The sequence below is a fragment of the Pseudomonas sessilinigenes genome, from assembly GCF_003850565.1.
Taxonomy (GTDB): Bacteria; Pseudomonadota; Gammaproteobacteria; order Pseudomonadales; family Pseudomonadaceae; genus Aquipseudomonas; species Aquipseudomonas sessilinigenes.
The window spans coordinates 6,847,545-6,863,752 of sequence record NZ_CP027706.1; the positions used below are offsets into that span (position 1 = coordinate 6,847,545).

Sequence of the window (16,208 nt, forward strand, 5' to 3'; positions counted from 1 at the left end):
GCGGCCTTGTGCCTGATGCCTTTCGCCCTGTTCTTCATCGTGTTCCAACTAGCCCCGCTGGCGTGGGTGCTGATCAACAGCCTGCAGTCCGAGGAGTTCGGCTGGGGCCTGGCCAACTTCAACAAGATCTTCAGCTCGAAGTTCTACCTGCAGGCGATCCAGTACAGCCTGGAGATCAGCTTCTGGTCCAGCGTGTTCGGCATCATCATCGCCGTGCTGGGTAGCTACTCGCTGCGCCGGGTCGACTCCAGGCTGCGCAACTTCGTCAATGCCTTCGCCAACATGACCAGCAACTTCGCCGGCGTGCCCCTGGCCTTCGCCTTCATCATCCTGCTGGGCTTCAACGGCGCCATCACCATCATGCTCAAGCAGTCGGGGATCATCCAGGACTTCAACCTGTACTCCAAGACCGGCTTGATCATCCTCTACACCTACTTCCAGATACCCCTGGGGGTGCTGTTGCTGTACCCGGCTTTCGACGCCCTGCGTGAAGACTGGCGCGAATCCGCCGCCCTGTTGGGCGCCAGCGGCTGGCAATTCTGGCGGCATATCGGCCTGCCGGTGCTGACCCCGGCGTTGCTGGGTACCTTCGTGATCCTGCTGGCCAATGCCCTGGGCGCCTATGCCACGGTCTACGCCCTGACCACCGGCAACTTCAACGTCCTGCCGATCCGCATCGCGGCCATGGTCTCCGGGGACATCTCCCTGGATCCGAACATGGCCAGCGCCCTGGCGGTGGTGCTGGTGGCGCTGATGACCCTGGTGACCATCGTCCATCAGCTGCTGCTGAAGAGGAGCTACCATGTCTCGCGCTGAATCCGGCTCCGCCGCCCTCTACCACCGGTTCGTGGTCTGGCTACTGTTCGCCATCCTGCTGTTGCCGCTGCTGGGGACCTTCGTCTACTCCATCGCCAGCAGCTGGTCGGCGACCATCCTGCCCAGCGGCTTCACCTTCAAGTGGTACCTGCAGTTGTGGAGCGACCCGCGCTTTCTCGCGGCCTTCGGCCAGTCGCTGCTGGTCTGCGTTGGCGCTCTGGTTTTGTCGGTGGTGCTGATCCTGCCGCTGCTGTTCGTGGTGCACTACCACTTTCCCAAGCTCGATGCGCTGATGAACATCCTGATCCTGCTGCCCTTCGCAGTACCGCCGGTGGTGTCCTCGGTGGGCCTGTTGCAGCTGTACGGCTCAGGCCCCCTGGCCATGGTCGGCACGCCGTGGATCCTGATCGGCTGTTACTTCACCGTGGCCCTGCCGTTCATGTACCGGGCCATCACCAACAACCTGCAGGCGATCAACCTGCGGGACCTGATGGACGCCGCCCAACTCCTGGGCGCCAGCACCTGGCAGGCGGCCCTGCTGGTGGTCCTGCCGAACCTGCGCAAGGGCCTGATGGTGGCGCTGCTGCTGTCCTTCTCGTTCCTGTTCGGCGAGTTCGTGTTCGCCAACATCCTGGTGGGCACCCGCTACGAAACCCTGCAGGTGTACCTGAACAACATGCGCAACAGCAGCGGCCACTTCACCAGTGCCCTGGTGATCTCCTACTTCTTCTTCGTGCTGGTCCTGACCTGGGCCGCCAACATCCTGAACAGGGACAAGAGCCAATGAGCTTCGTCGACGTGCAACACCTGCAAAAGCATTACGCGGGCACCACGGTGTTCAGCGATATCAACTGCCAGATCCACAAGGGCGAGTTCGTCACCCTGCTGGGCCCCTCCGGCTGCGGCAAGTCCACCCTGCTGCGCTGCATCGCCGGCCTGACCCCGGTCGACAGCGGCAAGATCCTGGTCGACGGCCAGGACATCGTGCCCCTGAGCCCGCAGAAACGCGGGATCGGCATGGTGTTCCAGAGCTATGCACTGTTTCCCAACATGACCGTGGAACAGAACGTCGCCTTCGGCCTGCGCATGCAGAAGGTCAACGCCGACGACAGCCACAAGCGGGTCAGCGAAGCCTTGCAACTGGTGGAGCTCAAGGACTTCGCCAGCCGTTACCCGCACCAGCTGTCCGGCGGCCAATGCCAGCGCGTAGCCCTGGCTCGTTCCCTGGTAACCCGGCCACGCCTGCTGTTGCTGGACGAGCCGTTGTCGGCCCTGGACGCGCGGATCCGCAAGCACCTGCGCGAACAGATCCGCAATATCCAGCGGGAACTGGGCCTGACCACCATCTTCGTCACCCATGACCAGGAAGAAGCGCTGACCCTGTCGGACCGGATCTTCCTGATGAACCAGGGCCAGATCGTCCAGAGCGGCGACGCCGAGACGCTCTATACCGCTCCAGTGGACGAATTTGCCGCCGGCTTCATCGGCAACTACAACCTGCTGGACGCCGAGAGCGCCAGCAAGCTCCTGCAACGCCCCATCAGCGGTCGCATCGCCATCCGCCCCGAGGCCATCGAGCTGCGCAAGGATGGCCAGCCGGACGCGCTGATCCGTGGTCATAGCCTGCTGGGCAACGTCATCCGCTATCGGGTCGAGGCCCGTGGCGTGGAACTGGTGGTGGATGTGCTCAACCGTTCGGCCGCCGACTTGCACGCCGATGGCCAGCGCCTGGCGTTATCCATCGATCCGAGCGCCCTGTGTGAGGTAGCTTGACGGCAGCGACAAGCTTCAAGCTGCGAGCTTCAAGTTATAGATAGATCGCTAAGCACCTAAATCCAATTCTTGCAGCTTGAAGCTTATAGCTTGAAGCTGTTCTCGGAGAGAACTGCACTGATGGCCCTGGCAATTTTTGATCTGGACGAAACCCTGATCCACGGCGACTGCGCCACCCTCTGGAGCGAGCAGATGGGGCGCCTGGGTTGGGTCGACAGCGAGTCGTTCATGCGACGCAACAACGAACTGATGGACGCCTACAGCCACGGCAAGCTGGCCATGGAAGAGTTCATGGCCTTCAGCCTCGAACCCATGGCCGGACGCAGCCCGGAGGAAGTGGCGCATCTGGTGGAGCCCTGGGTCGAGGACGTGATCGAGCCGATCATCTTCAGCGATGCCTGCAAGACCCTGGCCGCCCATCGCCAGGCGGGTGACCGGATCCTGGTGATCTCGGCCTCGGGCACCCACCTGGTGAAACCCATAGCCCAGCGCCTGGGCATCGACGAAGTACTGGGGATAGAGCTGGAGGTACGTAACGGCGTCTATACCGGCAACACCGTGGGCACCCTGACCTATCGCGAAGGCAAGATCACTCGCCTGCTGCAATGGCTGGAGGCCGAGAAAGAGAGCCTGGAAGGTGCGAGCTTCTATTCGGACTCACGCAACGACCTGCCTTTGCTGCTGCGGGTAGCGCATCCCCAGGTGGTCAATCCAGACCCGGTGCTGCGCGAACATGCACAGCAGGCCGGCTGGCCGATCCACCATTGGAAATGACCGGACTGCCAGGGGAACAGGCCACGGCCCGCTCCCCTGGTGGCTAGGCCAACGCGGGGTCGATCACCAGTACCAGCTTGCCTGATACCTGGTTGGTGGCCAGTTCGGCGAAGGCCAGTTCGGCATCCTGGATCGGGAAGGTCATGGCCAGTTGCGGACTCAGTCGCCCATCACTGAACAGGGGCCAGACGTTCTGCCCCAGGTCGCTCAGCAGGTCGGCCTTGAACTGATCGCTGCGGCTGCGCAGGGTAGAGCCCAGCAGCTGGATGCGCTTGGCCAGCACCTTGGCCAGGTCCAATTGGGCCTCGCGGCCGCCCATCAGGCCGATCAGGACCCAGCGCCCATCGAGGGCCAGGAGCTTGAGATTATTGGCCGCATAGCTGGCCCCCACTGGGTCGAGGATCACATCGAACGGCCCGAAATCGCGCAGCGCCTCTACACCTTCGGTGCGCACCACGCCACCCTGGGCCCCCAGGTCCTCGCAATAGGCCAGGCGCTCGGCCGAGCCGACACTGACCCAGCACGGGCTGCCGAACGCCTTGCATAGCTGGATCGCCGCCGAACCGACACCGCTGGCCCCGGCGTGCAGCAGCACCTTCTCACCGGGCTTGAGCGCGGCCAACTGGAACAGGTTCAACCAGGCCGTGGCGTAGACTTCCGGCAAGGCCGCAGCCTCGACCAGCGACAACCCTTCGGGCACCGGCAGCACATGGCGCGCATCGACCACCACTTCCTCGGCCATGCCACCGCCGGCCAGGAGCGCACAGACCCGATCACCGACTTTCCAGGACGAACCCGGGCCAACTTCACTGATCACCCCTGAGCACTCCAGGCCCAATACATGACTGGCGCCCGGCGGCGGCGGATAGAGCCCCGCACGCTGCAACAGGTCGGCCCGATTCAGGCCCGCAGCCGCCACACGAATGCGAACCTGCCCTACATCACAGGCTGGACTTGGCTCTTCAACCCACTCCACATGACCTTCAACGCCTTGCAATGCTTTCACAGTGCCTCCATAGTGAGTCTGGACTGAGCCCGGAGCTTCTCGCGCCGGGCTTTTTGCATTATGCGACCGGCCTTAATGGAACCGGCGACTTCAAAGACGGCCTAATATGCGTGATCAATTGCCCCCACGTCGAATCAGCATGAAGCATCTGTTCCCCAGCACCGCCCTCGCTCTCTTCATTGGTTTCGGCCTGCTGCCGATGTCGGCCACTACGTTCGCAGCCAACAGCTGGGACAATCTTCAGCCCGATCGCGATGAGGTAATTGCCAGCCTCAACGTCGTAGAACTGCTCAAGCGCCATCACTACAGCAAGCCGCCGCTGGACGATGCTCGCTCGGTGATCATCTACGACAGCTACCTGAAATTGCTGGACCCCTCGCGCAGCTACTTCCTGGCCAGCGATATCGCGGAATTCGACAAGTGGAAGACCCAGTTCGATGACTTCCTCAAGAGCGGCGACCTGAACGCCGGGTTCACCATCTACAAACGCTACCTGGACCGGGTCAAGTCCCGCCTGGACTTTGCCCTGGCAGAGCTCAACAAGGGCGTGGACAAGATCGACTTCACCACCAAGGAAACCTTGCTGATCGATCGCAAGGACGCACCTTGGCTCAAGACCACCGCCGAACTCGATGACCTGTGGCGCAAGCGCGTCAAGGATGAAGTGCTGCGGATGAAGATCGCCGGCAAGGAGCCCAAGCAGATCCAGGAAACCCTGACCAAGCGCTACAAGAACCAGCTGGCGCGCCTGGACCAGACCCGGGCCGAGGATATCTTCCAGGCCTACATCAACACCTTCGCCATGTCCTACGACCCGCATACCAACTATCTGTCACCGGATAATGCGGAGAACTTCGACATCAATATGAGCCTGTCGCTGGAAGGCATCGGCGCGGTACTGCAGAGCGACAACGACCAGGTCAAGGTCGTGCGCCTGGTACCGGCCGGCCCAGCGGACAAGACCAAGCAGGTAGCTCCTGCGGACAAGATCATCGGCGTCGCCCAGGGCAACAAGGAAATGGTCGACGTGGTGGGCTGGCGCCTGGACGAAGTGGTCAAGCTGATCCGCGGTCCCAAGGGCACCCTGGTGCGCCTCGAGGTGATCCCGGCCAGCAATGCACCGAACGACCAGACCAGCAAGATCGTGCCCATCGTGCGCGAAGCGGTGAAACTCGAAGACCAGGCGGTGAAGAAGTCGGTCCTCAACCTCAAGCAGGACGGCAAGGACTACAAGCTCGGGGTGATCGAGATCCCGGCCTTCTACCTCGACTTCAAGGCCTTCCGCGCTGGCGATCCGGACTACAAGAGCACCACCCGCGATGTGAAGAAGCTGCTGACCGAACTGCAGAAGGAAAAGGTCGACGGCGTGGTCATCGACCTGCGCAACAACGGCGGTGGCTCCCTGCAGGAAGCCACCGAGCTGACCAGCCTGTTCATCGACAAGGGCCCCACCGTACTGGTGCGCAACGCCGACGGCCGGGTAGACGTGCTGGAAGACGAGAACCCAGGTGCCTTCTACAAAGGCCCGATGGCCCTGCTGGTCAACCGCCTCTCGGCCTCGGCCTCGGAGATCTTCGCTGGCGCCATGCAGGACTACCATCGTGCGTTGATCATCGGCGGCCAGACCTTCGGCAAAGGCACGGTCCAGACGATCCAACCGCTCAATCATGGCGAGTTGAAGCTGACCCTGGCCAAGTTCTACCGGGTTTCCGGCCAGAGCACCCAGCATCAGGGCGTGCTTCCAGACATTGGCTACCCATCGATCATCGATACCAAGGAAATCGGCGAAAGCGCCCTGCCTGAAGCGATGCCGTGGGACACCATCCGTCCAGCCATCAAGCCGGCGATGGACCCGTTCAAGCCGTTCCTGGCCCAGCTCAAGGCCGAGCATGAAACCCGCTCGGCGAAAGATCCGGAGTTCGTGTTCATCCGCGACAAACTGGCCCTGGCCCAGAAGCTGATGGCGGAAAAAACCGTGAGCCTCAACGAAGCCGACCGTCGTGCACAACATGCCGATATCGAAGCCAAGCAACTGGCCCTGGAAAATACCCGCCGCAAGGCCAAGGGCGAGGAGCCGCTCAAGGAGCTGAAGAAAGAGGACGAGGACGCCGTGGCAGCCGCCGAGCCGGACAAGACCAAGCCGGAAGACGATGCCTACTTGAGCGAGACCGGGCGTATCCTGCTGGACTACCTGAAGCTCAACACCTCGGTGGCCAAGCACTGAGGATGATGGCAATTTAATTCGAACGCTCCTCGGAACGTCATTAAACAGTCATCATTCTGTCGTGAAATAAAGGACCGGGAGCCGCGTGCGCCCGGTCCTTTTTTTATCGACAGAGATCGCCATGACCACGACCGAACAGCTCAGTGCATTGAGTTCAATCCTGGCTCAAAGCGGTTTGCACAGCCTGTTCCAACCGATCATTTCCCTTTCGGAACGCCGTATCCTCGGCTACGAGGCCTTGAGCCGTGGCCCCTCCAACAGCCCTTTGCACTCCCCCGTCGCCCTGTTCGCCGTGGCCCGCCAGGCCGGGCGCCTGAGCGAACTGGAGATCGCCTGTCGACAAAGCGCCTGCAAACGCTTCAGCGAACAGGTGCTCCCGGGCAAGCTGTTCCTCAACGTTTCCCCCGAATCCCTGCTGGAGGCGGCTCATCAGCCCGGACGCACCCTGCAACTGCTGCAAGACTTCGGTATTCCACCCAGCCAGGTGGTGATCGAGCTCACTGAGCAGACCCCCATCGACGATTTCCAACTGCTGCAAAATGCTCTGCATCACTATCGTGACATGGGTTTTTCCATTGCCCTGGATGACCTGGGTGCCGGCTACTCCAGCTTGCGCCTGTGGTCGGAGTTGCGGCCGGATTACGTCAAGATCGACCGGCACTTCATCGACGGAATCCACCAGGACGCACTCAAGCGCGAGTTCGTCGGCTCGATCCTGCAGATAGCCAAGGCCTCCCGAGCCAAAGTGATCGCCGAAGGTATCGAACTGGTCGAGGAACTTGCGGTACTGACTGAAATGGGCGTCGACCTGGTCCAGGGCTACCTGCTCTGCCGCCCCCAGGAGCAACCGCTACGCGATGCCCGGGCAATGATGCCCAAGCACGACAGCACCAGCGTGACCCTGAGCGATGAAGGCAGCGACCTCAGCGCCCTGCTCAACGAGCAACCTGCGGTGGCACGCGATACCCCTACGGCCCATGTGCTGGAGGCCTTCCGCCGGCAAGCCAACCTCAACTCCCTGGCGGTTCTCGACGAACACGGCCAGCCCTGCGGGATCGTCCATCGACATTCGCTTTCCGATGCGCTGCTCAAGCCCTTCGCTACCGACCTGTTCGCCCGCAAGCCCATCAGCCGGCTGATGAACGACGACTTTCTCGCCGTTGAACTGACTCAATCCCTGCAACAAGTCAGTCGCCTGATCACCAGTCGCGCCCGGCAGCGTATCGAGGAGGACTTCATCATCACCCTCAATGGCCACTACCTGGGGCTGGGACGAGTGATCGATGTGCTCAAGCTGATCACCGAGTTGAAGATCCAGCAGGCACGCTACGCCAACCCGCTGACGCTGCTACCGGGCAACGTACCGATCCAGCAGTGCCTGACCCGCTTGCTGCAGCAGGGACGGGAGTCGGTGATCTGTTATGTGGACATCGACAGCTTCAAGCCCTTCAACGATATCTATGGCTATGGTCGTGGCGACGAGGTGTTGCTATGCCTGGCCCAGTGCCTGAATGACCGGGTGGACCCCAGCCGCGATTTCGTCGGGCATATCGGTGGGGATGACTTTCTGCTGGTACTGGGACCGGAAGACTGGCGCAAGCGACTCAACCAGCTACTGGACGATTTCCATAGCCAATGTCGGCGCTTCTATCGCAGCGAGCATCTGGAGGCCGGTTGCTTCGTGGCGCCCAATCGCCAGGGAGTCCGCCAGGAGTTTCCCTTGCTATCACTGTCCATCGGCGTGGTCCACTTGTACCCGCAGGCCTGTGGCCAGCTGGACTCCAGCCAGCTGGCCGAATTGGCCTCACAGGCCAAGCACCATGCCAAGAACGTACAAGGCTATAGCGTGCATGTGATCGACAGCCTGGAAGCATTGGCTGGCCCGAGAAGCACAATCCTCAATGCGGCAGATTCAGTTGCTCAAGCTTGAGGCTTGCCAGAGGATGCCCTGCCTGGGCCGAAAGCTTCCACCAACGGGCCGCCTCGGCGGCATCGGGGGCCTTGCTGGCCGAGCCGGCAAGACTGATGACGCCCAGCTGATAGGCTGACTTGCCATCACCGGACAGTGCCGCCAGACGTAGCAGGCGGATGCCTTCCTCGCGCGCACCAAGCCCTTGCCCCCGGAAGGTCAGGATGTGCCCATAGAAACTTTGCGCACCCACATCGCCAAGATTGGCCATGCGTGCATACTGCCCTTCCATCCAGCGCCAGCTGCGCGGCTGACGGATAAACCAGGGCCAACGGAACAGTCGACGCGCGAGCCAGTAGCCAAGTCGCGCCTTGAGTCGCAAGAACATTCAGGCCTCCGCAGATTCGGGATACTCGTACTCGAACACTCGCACCACCTCCGAGGCATGCCAGGACGCCGCGGCAACGCCGTCGGAAGGCCCGGAAAAACGCCCCAGGCGCTCCACGCACTCGAAGAAACCCGTGCGCGGCAAGCGGCTGGCCCCCTGACTGATGACCAGGGAGCTGCGCAACGGCTGCTCGGCCCGCGCATCCAACGCGGCCAGGTGCTCCAGCGCGGCCGTCAGTGTCTGCATGGCCGGGCTGGGCAATTGCAAGCGCTCCAGTAACGCGCGATAGGTTAAGAGATGCCGCTGACGCCGGGCTTGATCCAACTCACCCAACAGCCCATCCCAGTGCTGACGACTGATCCTTACACTCACGGTTGATCCCTCCACCCCGGCACCGTCAACTCCCAGGCCAGGCTGCGGCGGATCGCAGCGTCGGGTTGACGCTCGCCGCTTTCAATCAGGGCCAGGTAAGACGGGCTGATGCCTACTTTGCGAGCCAACGCCTCAATGGCGATGCCCTTCCCTTCGCGAAGATTACGTAGCTGATCCAGACCCGGAAGGCTCCGGGTCGATGCTGCTGCCTGAGCAACGTCGGCAGTCTGTGGCGCTTGTTCGGTGAGACCTGCGGCTGCCAGTAAAGCTTGATACTGAGCCCACGGCAGAACCGCATATTCGGGTTCGCCATCGCGTTCAATAATCTGGATATCCATTACTACCCCGTAGGACAACGACACTTAACGAGTCGGACTTTTCCTTTTAAGTGTAATCCTATCAGCGGCAGCGGTCGCGGGGAGCATGATTGTCATCAGGCAATGGTTCAAATGCCTGGATTTTTTCCTGGCCCCTCCAGTTGCAATTGCTCCGGGGTGTCCGGCAGCCTTTCGAGCACCACCAATCGCTCCGGTGCCTGGCGGTTGCGCCAGGCACGAAAGGCGTCGAGCTCATCACCCAGGGTCTTCATCAGCCAAGCCAGTACGGCAATATCATCGAGCATGCCGAACAACGGCAGGAAATCGGGAATGGCATCCAGCGGACTGAGGAAATACATCAGCCCCGCCACTACCGACAACAATGCTTTCGGGCTGATCGCGCGGTACTCGCCTCGCCAGTAGGCCAGGCACAACGCTTGCAGCAGGCGCAGGTCGTCCTTGACCTTGCCCAGGCGCTGGCCCTGGAAGGCCCCCTTGCTCGCCACAGCGAAGAGCAGGGTCGGTAGGCGACCACGACTCAAGAGTCGAGCGGCCAAAGGCAGGAAGCGGGCAAAGTTCCAGGGCGTCTTCATGTTCACTCCCAGTGAAATGTTATCCACACAAATTGTGGATAACCTTGTGAACAGAGCCATATTTAGAGGCTGAAAGCCCCGTTTCACAAGGGTTTGACTCAGATCGGGCGTTTTTTACTCACATAAAAAAACCCATAATTTCATTGACTTGGCAGCCTTCAACGACTAGCTACCCCAGCTCCCTGATCAGACTGCGGCCAATGCCGCCAGTTCGAGCTTTTTTACCAGTACCACCCCACAGAAACGACAACGCCCCGTAGGAACGGGGCGTTGCTTCAGGCGCTGAAACAGGTTACTTGGCGGCGTCCTGCTTGTCCTGCTTGGCTGGATCCTTGATACCCAGCAGCTCCAGCTCGAAAACCAGTACCGAGTTGGCTGGAATCGACGGGCTTGGGCTCTGGGCGCCATAGGCCAGGTCGCTTGGGATGTACAGCTTGTACTTCTCACCCACGTGCATCAGTTGCAGGCCTTCGACCCAACCTGGAATCACTCCGCTGACCGGCAGGTCGATCGGGCTGCCACGATCTACGGAGCTGTCGAAGACGGTGCCGTTGGTCAGGGTGCCGGTGTAGTGCACGGTCACCACATCAGTTGGCTTGGGCTGTGGGCCGTCGGCCTTCTTCAGGACTTCATACTGCAGGCCGGAAGCGGTGGTGGTCACACCTGCCTTCTTACCGTTTTCCTCGAGGAATTTCTTGCCAGCAGCGGCCGACTCTTCGCTGATCTTGGCCATACGCTCTTCAGCACGCTTTTGCAGCGCGGCGAAGGCTTCGATCAGGTCTTCGTCCTTCAGCTTCTGTTCTTTCTTGCCGATGGCATCTTCAATGCCCTGGGCTACCGCTTTGGAATCCAGGTCATCCATGCCTTCCTGGGCCAAGCTCTTGCCCATGTTCAGGCCGATGCCGTAGGAAGCTTTCTGCGCCGGGGTTTTCAGCTCTACGCTGGTCTGCGAATCACAACCGGCAAGTACCAGGCTAACCAGGGCCACCGCCGCCGCCAACCGATGCTGTTTCATGCTATTTCCTTGTTCATGCGCCTAAAGGGCAATCGAATAAAGCCGCGAGCTTATCAGGCCGCCACGACCAATGGCTACCGGCATAGGAGCAGCAAATAGCTGATAAGTTCACGTCTGCAAACGCATTTCATGGTCTGGGTTACACCTCGCTCGGTCCAATCACGAGGTACTCAAAAAAGCGCGAATAACCATAGCGCAAGTAATGGCTACTTGCCGCACAAGATTCACTCAGGCATAAGGAAACGAAATTCGACAAGGACGTACATCTTGCGCCTCATCTACCGTGCATTACTGCTGATTATCCTGCTGATCGGCATCACCCTGGCTGTAGTGCTGTACTACACCGCCAACCCGAAACTTCCCGACTACGTTCCCGCCGAACAGGTGCACTACCTGGACCAGTGGGATGACAAGGATCGCCAAACCTACTATTTCACCCCCCAAGGCACCCAGGTCAAAGGCCTGCGCTATGACTGGTTCGTCGCCCTGGAGCTGCCGTTCTCCGAGCACGCCTTCGCCACCCCTGAATACCTGGCCCGCTTCGGCTTCCTGGTGGAGCCGGGACAAAAAGCCACGGCGCAAAACCCAGGCAACCTGCCAGTGGGCTTCGCCCGGCACCAGAACCCGGGCAGCCAGGAACAGTACCTCGATATCACCTGCTCGGCCTGCCATACCGGCGAGCTGCGCTTCAATCACCAGGCCTTGCGGATCGATGGCGGCTCGGCGCAGCACGTGCTGCCCTCCAGCGTACCGACCTTGCGCGGCGGCAGTTTTGGCCAGGCGCTTGTTGCCAGCCTGGCCGCGACTTACTACAACCCCTGGAAATTCGAGCGCTTCGCCCGCAAGGTCCTGGGTACAGGCTATGACCTGCACCATGAACAGCTGCGCAAGGACTTCAAGGAATCCCTGGACACGTTCCTGCGGGTCGCCTGGAACGACACCCATCGCGGCCTGTATCCCACGGAAGAAGGCCCCGGTCGCACCGACGCTTTTGGCCGCATCGCCAACGCCAGCTTCGGCGACGCGATCTCACCTACCAATTACCGAGTGGCCAACGCCCCGGTGGACTACCCCCAATTGTGGGATATCTGGACCTTCGACTGGGTCCAGTGGAACGGCTCGGCACAGCAACCCATGGCCCGCAATATCGGCGAGGCCCTGGGCGTGGGGGCGACCCTGAACCTGTTCGATGCCGCCGGCCAGCCGCTGACCGGCGAGGCTCGCTATCCTTCCAGCGTGCGAGTACGCGACCTCAACCATATCGAAGAGACCCTGCAACGCCTCAAGCCCCCCACCTGGCCGGAAGCCCTGCTGGGCAACATCGACAAGCCGCTGGCCGCCAAGGGCCGCACCTTGTTCGCCACCCATTGCAGCGGCTGCCATGTTCCTGCGGTCAGCGAGAGCAACGGCCGCCCGGTCCAGCAATTGAAGATGCTCCCGGTTGCGGTGATCGGCACCGACCCGAACTCGGCCAGCAACATCGCCGACCTGCGCTATGACTTGAGCGCCCTGCAATGGGATACCGCCGAGCTGGCCAAGTCCAACGTCGAACTGCATCCGGCACCGAGCGAACCGCTGGACCTGCGGCAAATGTCGGCCGCCAAAGGATTGGCCTATATCACCGCATTCGTCGAGGAGCGCGCCTACCGCGACGCCAAAGTCACGCCCGAAGAGCGTTCGCGACTGGATGGCTACGGCCTGCCGATCGGCGTACGTGAGTTGCGCGCCTACAAGGCACGCCCGCTGGCCGGGGTCTGGGCGACCCCGCCCTACCTGCATAACGGTTCGGTGCCCAACCTCTATCAACTGCTATCGCCGCAATCGGAACGCTCTACCACCTTTTATCGCGGTACCTTCGAGTACGACCCCAAGCACCTGGGCTATCGCCTGGAAGCCTTCAAGAACGGCTTTGAGTTCGACACCCGCACCAGCGGCAACCATAACAGTGGCCACGAATTCCGCGCCGGCCAGCGTGGCAACGGTGTCATCGGCCCCTTGTTGCAACCCGAAGAGCGCTGGGCACTGCTGGAGTACCTGAAAGTACTGGGCGGGCCACTGGAGTCCCAACTGCCATGAAACTCGATCTCGCCAGAAAACGACCGTCCCTGCTGGGCAGGCTGTGGCTGCGCCTGGGCGCTTTGCTGGGCAAGGGGCTATTGCTGCTGGTCGGCATCGGATTACTGGGCTGGGCCCTGGCGACGGCCTGGTTCGCCTGGCAACATCGCGGGCCGGTCTCGGTACAGGAGCAGGTTCCCGCCGATGAGGCAGCCCGCACCCAGGACATCATTCAAACGGCGGTGCGTATCGTCGACCAGCATCGTGCGGGGACTCGCTACCTGCGCGACGCCCATGCCAAGGCTCACGGTTGTGTAAAGGCCGAAGTCCAGGTTCTGCGTGAGTTGAGTCCGGAGCTGCGCCAAGGGGTGTTCGCCAATCCAGGGCAAACCTGGCAGGCCATCGTGCGCCTGTCCAACGGCAACGCCTACCCACAGTTCGACAGCATTCGTGATGCTCGCGGCATGGCGATCAAGCTGCTGGAAGTTCCCGGCCAGCAACTGATGCCCGCGGAATCGGACAGGCGTGAACAGGACTTCGTGATGTTCAATCATCCGAACTTCTTCGTCAGCGATGTGGCCGAGTACCAACAGAACTTCACCGCTCAGGCCGACGGCAAGAAAGTCGGGGCATTCTTCCCTCACTGGGACCCGCGCAGCTGGCAAGTCCGCCACCTGTTTATTGCCCTGGCGACCCTGTCACCGGCGCCAAGCAGCCCGACCCAGACTACCTACTTTTCGGTTTCGCCCTACAAGTTCGGCAAGGCCAATGCCAAGTTCCGGGTCATGCCGGACCCTGGTAGCTGCCCGGCCTACAACCTGCCACTGCAGAACCAGGATCTGCCCAACTTCCTGCGCAGCGCACTGGTCCAGCAACTATCCAGCGATCGAGTCCCGGCTTGCTTTGTCCTGCAGATCCAGCGCCAGGACCCCAAGCGCTTCATGCCGATCGAAGACACCAGCATCGAATGGAAGGAAAGCGACGCGCCCTTTGAAACCGTGGCCCGGGTAACGATTCCGCCTCAGGATTTCGACACCCCGGCACAGAACCTGGCCTGTGATAACCAGTCGTTCAATCCCTGGTTCGGCCTTGAAGCTCATCGCCCCATCGGCGGCATCAATCGCCTGCGCAAGTCGGTGTACGAAGCCGTCAGTGACTACCGGCGCAGCCGGAACGCCGAGTAACGGCTCAAAATGAAAAAAGCGGCCTCAGGGCCGCTTTTTTTCATCAATGAGTGCCTGACTAAAATGCAGGCAATAAAAAAGCCCGCATTAAGCGGGCTTTTCGTGGTGACCTGGCGTTCAGTGTTCCAGGTTACCGAATATGGCGCAGCGGACGGGACTCGAACCCGCGACCCCCGGCGTGACAGGCCGGTATTCTAACCGACTGAACTACCGCTGCGCGTAGCGTTGAAAGTAAGTGGTGGGTGATGACGGGATCGAACCGCCGACATTCTGCTTGTAAGGCAGACGCTCTCCCAGCTGAGCTAATCACCCTTTACCTTCGTTGCGGGGCGCATTATGCCACAGAAATTCTTAAAGTGTTGATTTAATTGATATTTTTATCAAAAAAATCTGAATTTCCATGATTTGCCGCACAACCCGCAAAACCTCTTACAGCAAAAAGCCCGCGCTAGCGGGCTTTTTGTGGTGACCTGGCGTTCAGTGTTCCAGGTTACCGAATATGGCGCAGCGGACGGGACTCGAACCCGCGACCCCCGGCGTGACAGGCCGGTATTCTAACCGACTGAACTACCGCTGCGCGTAACACAATCAAACGAATGGTGGGTGATGACGGGATCGAACCGCCGACATTCTGCTTGTAAGGCAGACGCTCTCCCGGCTGAGCTAATCACCCTTCTCGTTCGGTGTGGCGCGCATTCTACGGAGCAGTCCCCACTCTGGCAAGCACTTTTTATAATAATTTTTTCAGCCCTTCCAAAGGCTTAGCGAAGGGTTGGCCTGAGCAGCAGCGAAGAGAATAATGCCCTCCTTTGTATAAAGGAGAGATTCACCCCATGTGGTTCAAAAACCTGCTGATCTATCGCCTGACCCAAGATCTGCCTTTTGATGCTGAGGCGCTGGAAACTGCACTGGCGACCAAACTGGCGCGCCCCTGTGCAAGCCAGGAGTTGACCACTTATGGTTTCGTCGCGCCTTTTGGCAAAGGAGAAGATGCCCCGCTGGTACACGTCAGCCAGGACTTCATGCTGGTAGCCGCGCGCAAGGAGGAACGCATCCTGCCAGGCAGCGTCGTGCGTGATGCGGTCAAGGAAAAGGTCGAAGAGATCGAGGCCGAGCAGATGCGCAAGGTCTATAAGAAGGAACGCGACCAGATCAAGGATGAAATCATCCAGGCCTTCCTGCCTCGTGCCTTTATTCGTCGCTCCTCGACCTTCGCCGCCATCGCGCCGAAACAAGGCCTGATCCTGGTGAACTCGGCCAGCCCCAAGCGCGCCGAAGACCTGCTCTCCACCCTGCGCGAAGTGCTGGGCACCCTGCCAGTGCGTCCGCTGAGCGTGAAGACCGCCCCGACCGCGATCATGACCGATTGGGTCAAGACCCAGCAGGCCGCCGACGACTTCTTCGTTCTCGATGAATGTGAACTGCGCGACACCCATGAAGATGGCGGCATCGTGCGCTGCAAGCGCCAGGACCTGACCAGCGAGGAAATCCAGCTGCACCTGAGCACTGGCAAGGTGGTCACCCAATTGTCCCTGGCCTGGCAGGACAAGCTGTCCTTCGTGCTGGACGACAAGATGGTGGTCAAGCGCCTGAAGTTCGAGGACCTGCTGCAGACCCAGGCCGAGGAAGACGGTGGCGACGAGGCCCTGGGCCAGCTCGATGCCAGCTTCACCCTGATGATGCTGACCTTTGGCGACTTCCTGCCCGCACTGCTCGAAGCCCTGGGCGGCGAAGAGATCCCGCAGGGCATCTGACGCCCCGAGCGGATAGCCCACTGCACCA

Annotated in this window: 15 protein-coding genes and 4 tRNA genes; 9 read left to right on the forward strand and 10 right to left on the reverse strand. The window is 60.8% G+C overall.

What is annotated here, in order from left to right:
• The first annotated feature begins 15 nt into the window (after window positions 1-15).
• The 4 genes from C4K39_RS31195 to C4K39_RS31210 all read left to right on the forward strand — a co-directional run bounded on the left by C4K39_RS31195 (window position 16) and on the right by C4K39_RS31210 (window position 3,363).
• The gene (locus C4K39_RS31195; RefSeq protein WP_178083996.1) at window positions 16-816 is read left to right on the forward strand and encodes an ABC transporter permease; all 801 of its coding nucleotides are present in this window, start codon (window positions 16-18) and stop codon (window positions 814-816) included.
• Window positions 803-1,603 carry an ABC transporter permease gene (locus C4K39_RS31200; protein WP_068587409.1) on the forward strand — a complete coding sequence of 267 codons (801 nt, stop codon included), beginning with the start codon at window positions 803-805 and terminating at the stop codon, window positions 1,601-1,603. The genes C4K39_RS31195 and C4K39_RS31200 overlap by 14 nt, the downstream gene beginning before the upstream one ends.
• The gene (locus C4K39_RS31205) at window positions 1,600-2,589 is read left to right on the forward strand and encodes an ABC transporter ATP-binding protein (protein WP_124348285.1); all 990 of its coding nucleotides are present in this window, start codon (window positions 1,600-1,602) and stop codon (window positions 2,587-2,589) included. Before C4K39_RS31200 ends, C4K39_RS31205 begins: the two co-directional genes overlap by 4 nt.
• Window positions 2,590-2,709: 120 nt before the next feature.
• Window positions 2,710-3,363, forward strand: coding sequence for an HAD family hydrolase (locus C4K39_RS31210; protein ID WP_068587413.1), 654 nt, complete (start codon window positions 2,710-2,712; stop codon window positions 3,361-3,363).
• 43 nt (window positions 3,364-3,406) lie between these two features.
• Here C4K39_RS31210 and C4K39_RS31215 read toward each other — a convergent pair whose 3' ends face one another.
• A complete protein-coding gene (locus tag C4K39_RS31215; RefSeq protein WP_068587415.1) occupies window positions 3,407-4,369 on the reverse strand; it encodes an NAD(P)H-quinone oxidoreductase in 963 nt (320 codons plus the stop codon).
• Window positions 4,370-4,508: 139 nt separating this feature from the next.
• Here C4K39_RS31215 and C4K39_RS31220 point away from each other — a divergent pair, with 139 nt between their 5' ends.
• Window positions 4,509-6,593 carry a carboxy terminal-processing peptidase gene (locus tag C4K39_RS31220; RefSeq protein ID WP_164487341.1) on the forward strand — a complete coding sequence of 695 codons (2,085 nt, stop codon included), beginning with the start codon at window positions 4,509-4,511 and terminating at the stop codon, window positions 6,591-6,593.
• A 121-nt stretch (window positions 6,594-6,714) separates the two neighbouring features.
• Entirely contained in the window at window positions 6,715-8,523 is a 1,809-nt protein-coding gene (locus C4K39_RS31225) for a bifunctional diguanylate cyclase/phosphodiesterase (RefSeq protein WP_124348286.1), read from the forward strand.
• Here C4K39_RS31225 and C4K39_RS31230 read toward each other — a convergent pair.
• The 5 genes from C4K39_RS31230 to bamJ form a co-directional block, all read right to left on the reverse strand.
• Complete coding sequence (locus tag C4K39_RS31230; protein ID WP_068587421.1) at window positions 8,492-8,890, reverse strand: SEL1-like repeat protein; 399 nt, start codon at window positions 8,888-8,890, stop codon at window positions 8,492-8,494. The genes C4K39_RS31225 and C4K39_RS31230 overlap by 32 nt on opposite strands.
• Window positions 8,891-9,262 (reverse strand): hypothetical protein, encoded by a 372-nt coding sequence (locus tag C4K39_RS31235; protein WP_003179080.1) that lies wholly within the window; start codon window positions 9,260-9,262, stop codon window positions 8,891-8,893.
• Window positions 9,259-9,600, reverse strand: coding sequence for a helix-turn-helix domain-containing protein (locus tag C4K39_RS31240; protein WP_068587571.1), 342 nt, complete (start codon window positions 9,598-9,600; stop codon window positions 9,259-9,261). The genes C4K39_RS31235 and C4K39_RS31240 overlap by 4 nt, the downstream gene beginning before the upstream one ends.
• A 107-nt stretch (window positions 9,601-9,707) precedes the next feature.
• Window positions 9,708-10,172 (reverse strand): YkvA family protein, encoded by a 465-nt coding sequence (locus C4K39_RS31245; RefSeq protein WP_068587423.1) that lies wholly within the window; start codon window positions 10,170-10,172, stop codon window positions 9,708-9,710.
• 292 nt (window positions 10,173-10,464) lie between these two features.
• The gene (gene bamJ, locus C4K39_RS31250; protein WP_068587427.1) at window positions 10,465-11,187 is read right to left on the reverse strand and encodes a BamJ family beta-barrel-assembly machinery protein; all 723 of its coding nucleotides are present in this window, start codon (window positions 11,185-11,187) and stop codon (window positions 10,465-10,467) included.
• A 267-nt stretch (window positions 11,188-11,454) separates the two neighbouring features.
• Between bamJ and C4K39_RS31255 the strand changes: the two genes are divergently transcribed.
• The gene (locus C4K39_RS31255) at window positions 11,455-13,263 is read left to right on the forward strand and encodes a di-heme-cytochrome C peroxidase (protein WP_164487342.1); all 1,809 of its coding nucleotides are present in this window, start codon (window positions 11,455-11,457) and stop codon (window positions 13,261-13,263) included.
• A complete protein-coding gene (locus C4K39_RS31260) occupies window positions 13,260-14,426 on the forward strand; it encodes a catalase family protein (RefSeq protein ID WP_124348287.1) in 1,167 nt (388 codons plus the stop codon). The genes C4K39_RS31255 and C4K39_RS31260 overlap by 4 nt, the downstream gene beginning before the upstream one ends.
• A 140-nt stretch (window positions 14,427-14,566) precedes the next feature.
• Here the strand turns inward: C4K39_RS31260 and C4K39_RS31265 are convergent.
• The 4 genes from C4K39_RS31265 to C4K39_RS31280 all read right to left on the reverse strand — a co-directional run bounded on the left by C4K39_RS31265 (window position 14,567) and on the right by C4K39_RS31280 (window position 15,099).
• Window positions 14,567-14,643: transfer RNA gene (locus C4K39_RS31265), tRNA-Asp, on the reverse strand.
• A gap of 19 nt (window positions 14,644-14,662) precedes the next feature.
• A tRNA-Val gene (locus tag C4K39_RS31270) sits at window positions 14,663-14,738 on the reverse strand.
• A gap of 188 nt (window positions 14,739-14,926) precedes the next feature.
• A tRNA-Asp gene (locus tag C4K39_RS31275) sits at window positions 14,927-15,003 on the reverse strand.
• Between the two features lie 20 nt (window positions 15,004-15,023).
• A tRNA-Val gene (locus C4K39_RS31280) sits at window positions 15,024-15,099 on the reverse strand.
• 160 nt (window positions 15,100-15,259) lie between these two features.
• Between C4K39_RS31280 and rdgC the strand changes: the two genes are divergently transcribed.
• Window positions 15,260-16,180 carry a recombination-associated protein RdgC gene (rdgC, locus tag C4K39_RS31285; protein ID WP_124348288.1) on the forward strand — a complete coding sequence of 307 codons (921 nt, stop codon included), beginning with the start codon at window positions 15,260-15,262 and terminating at the stop codon, window positions 16,178-16,180.
• Window positions 16,181-16,208 lie beyond the last annotated feature (28 nt).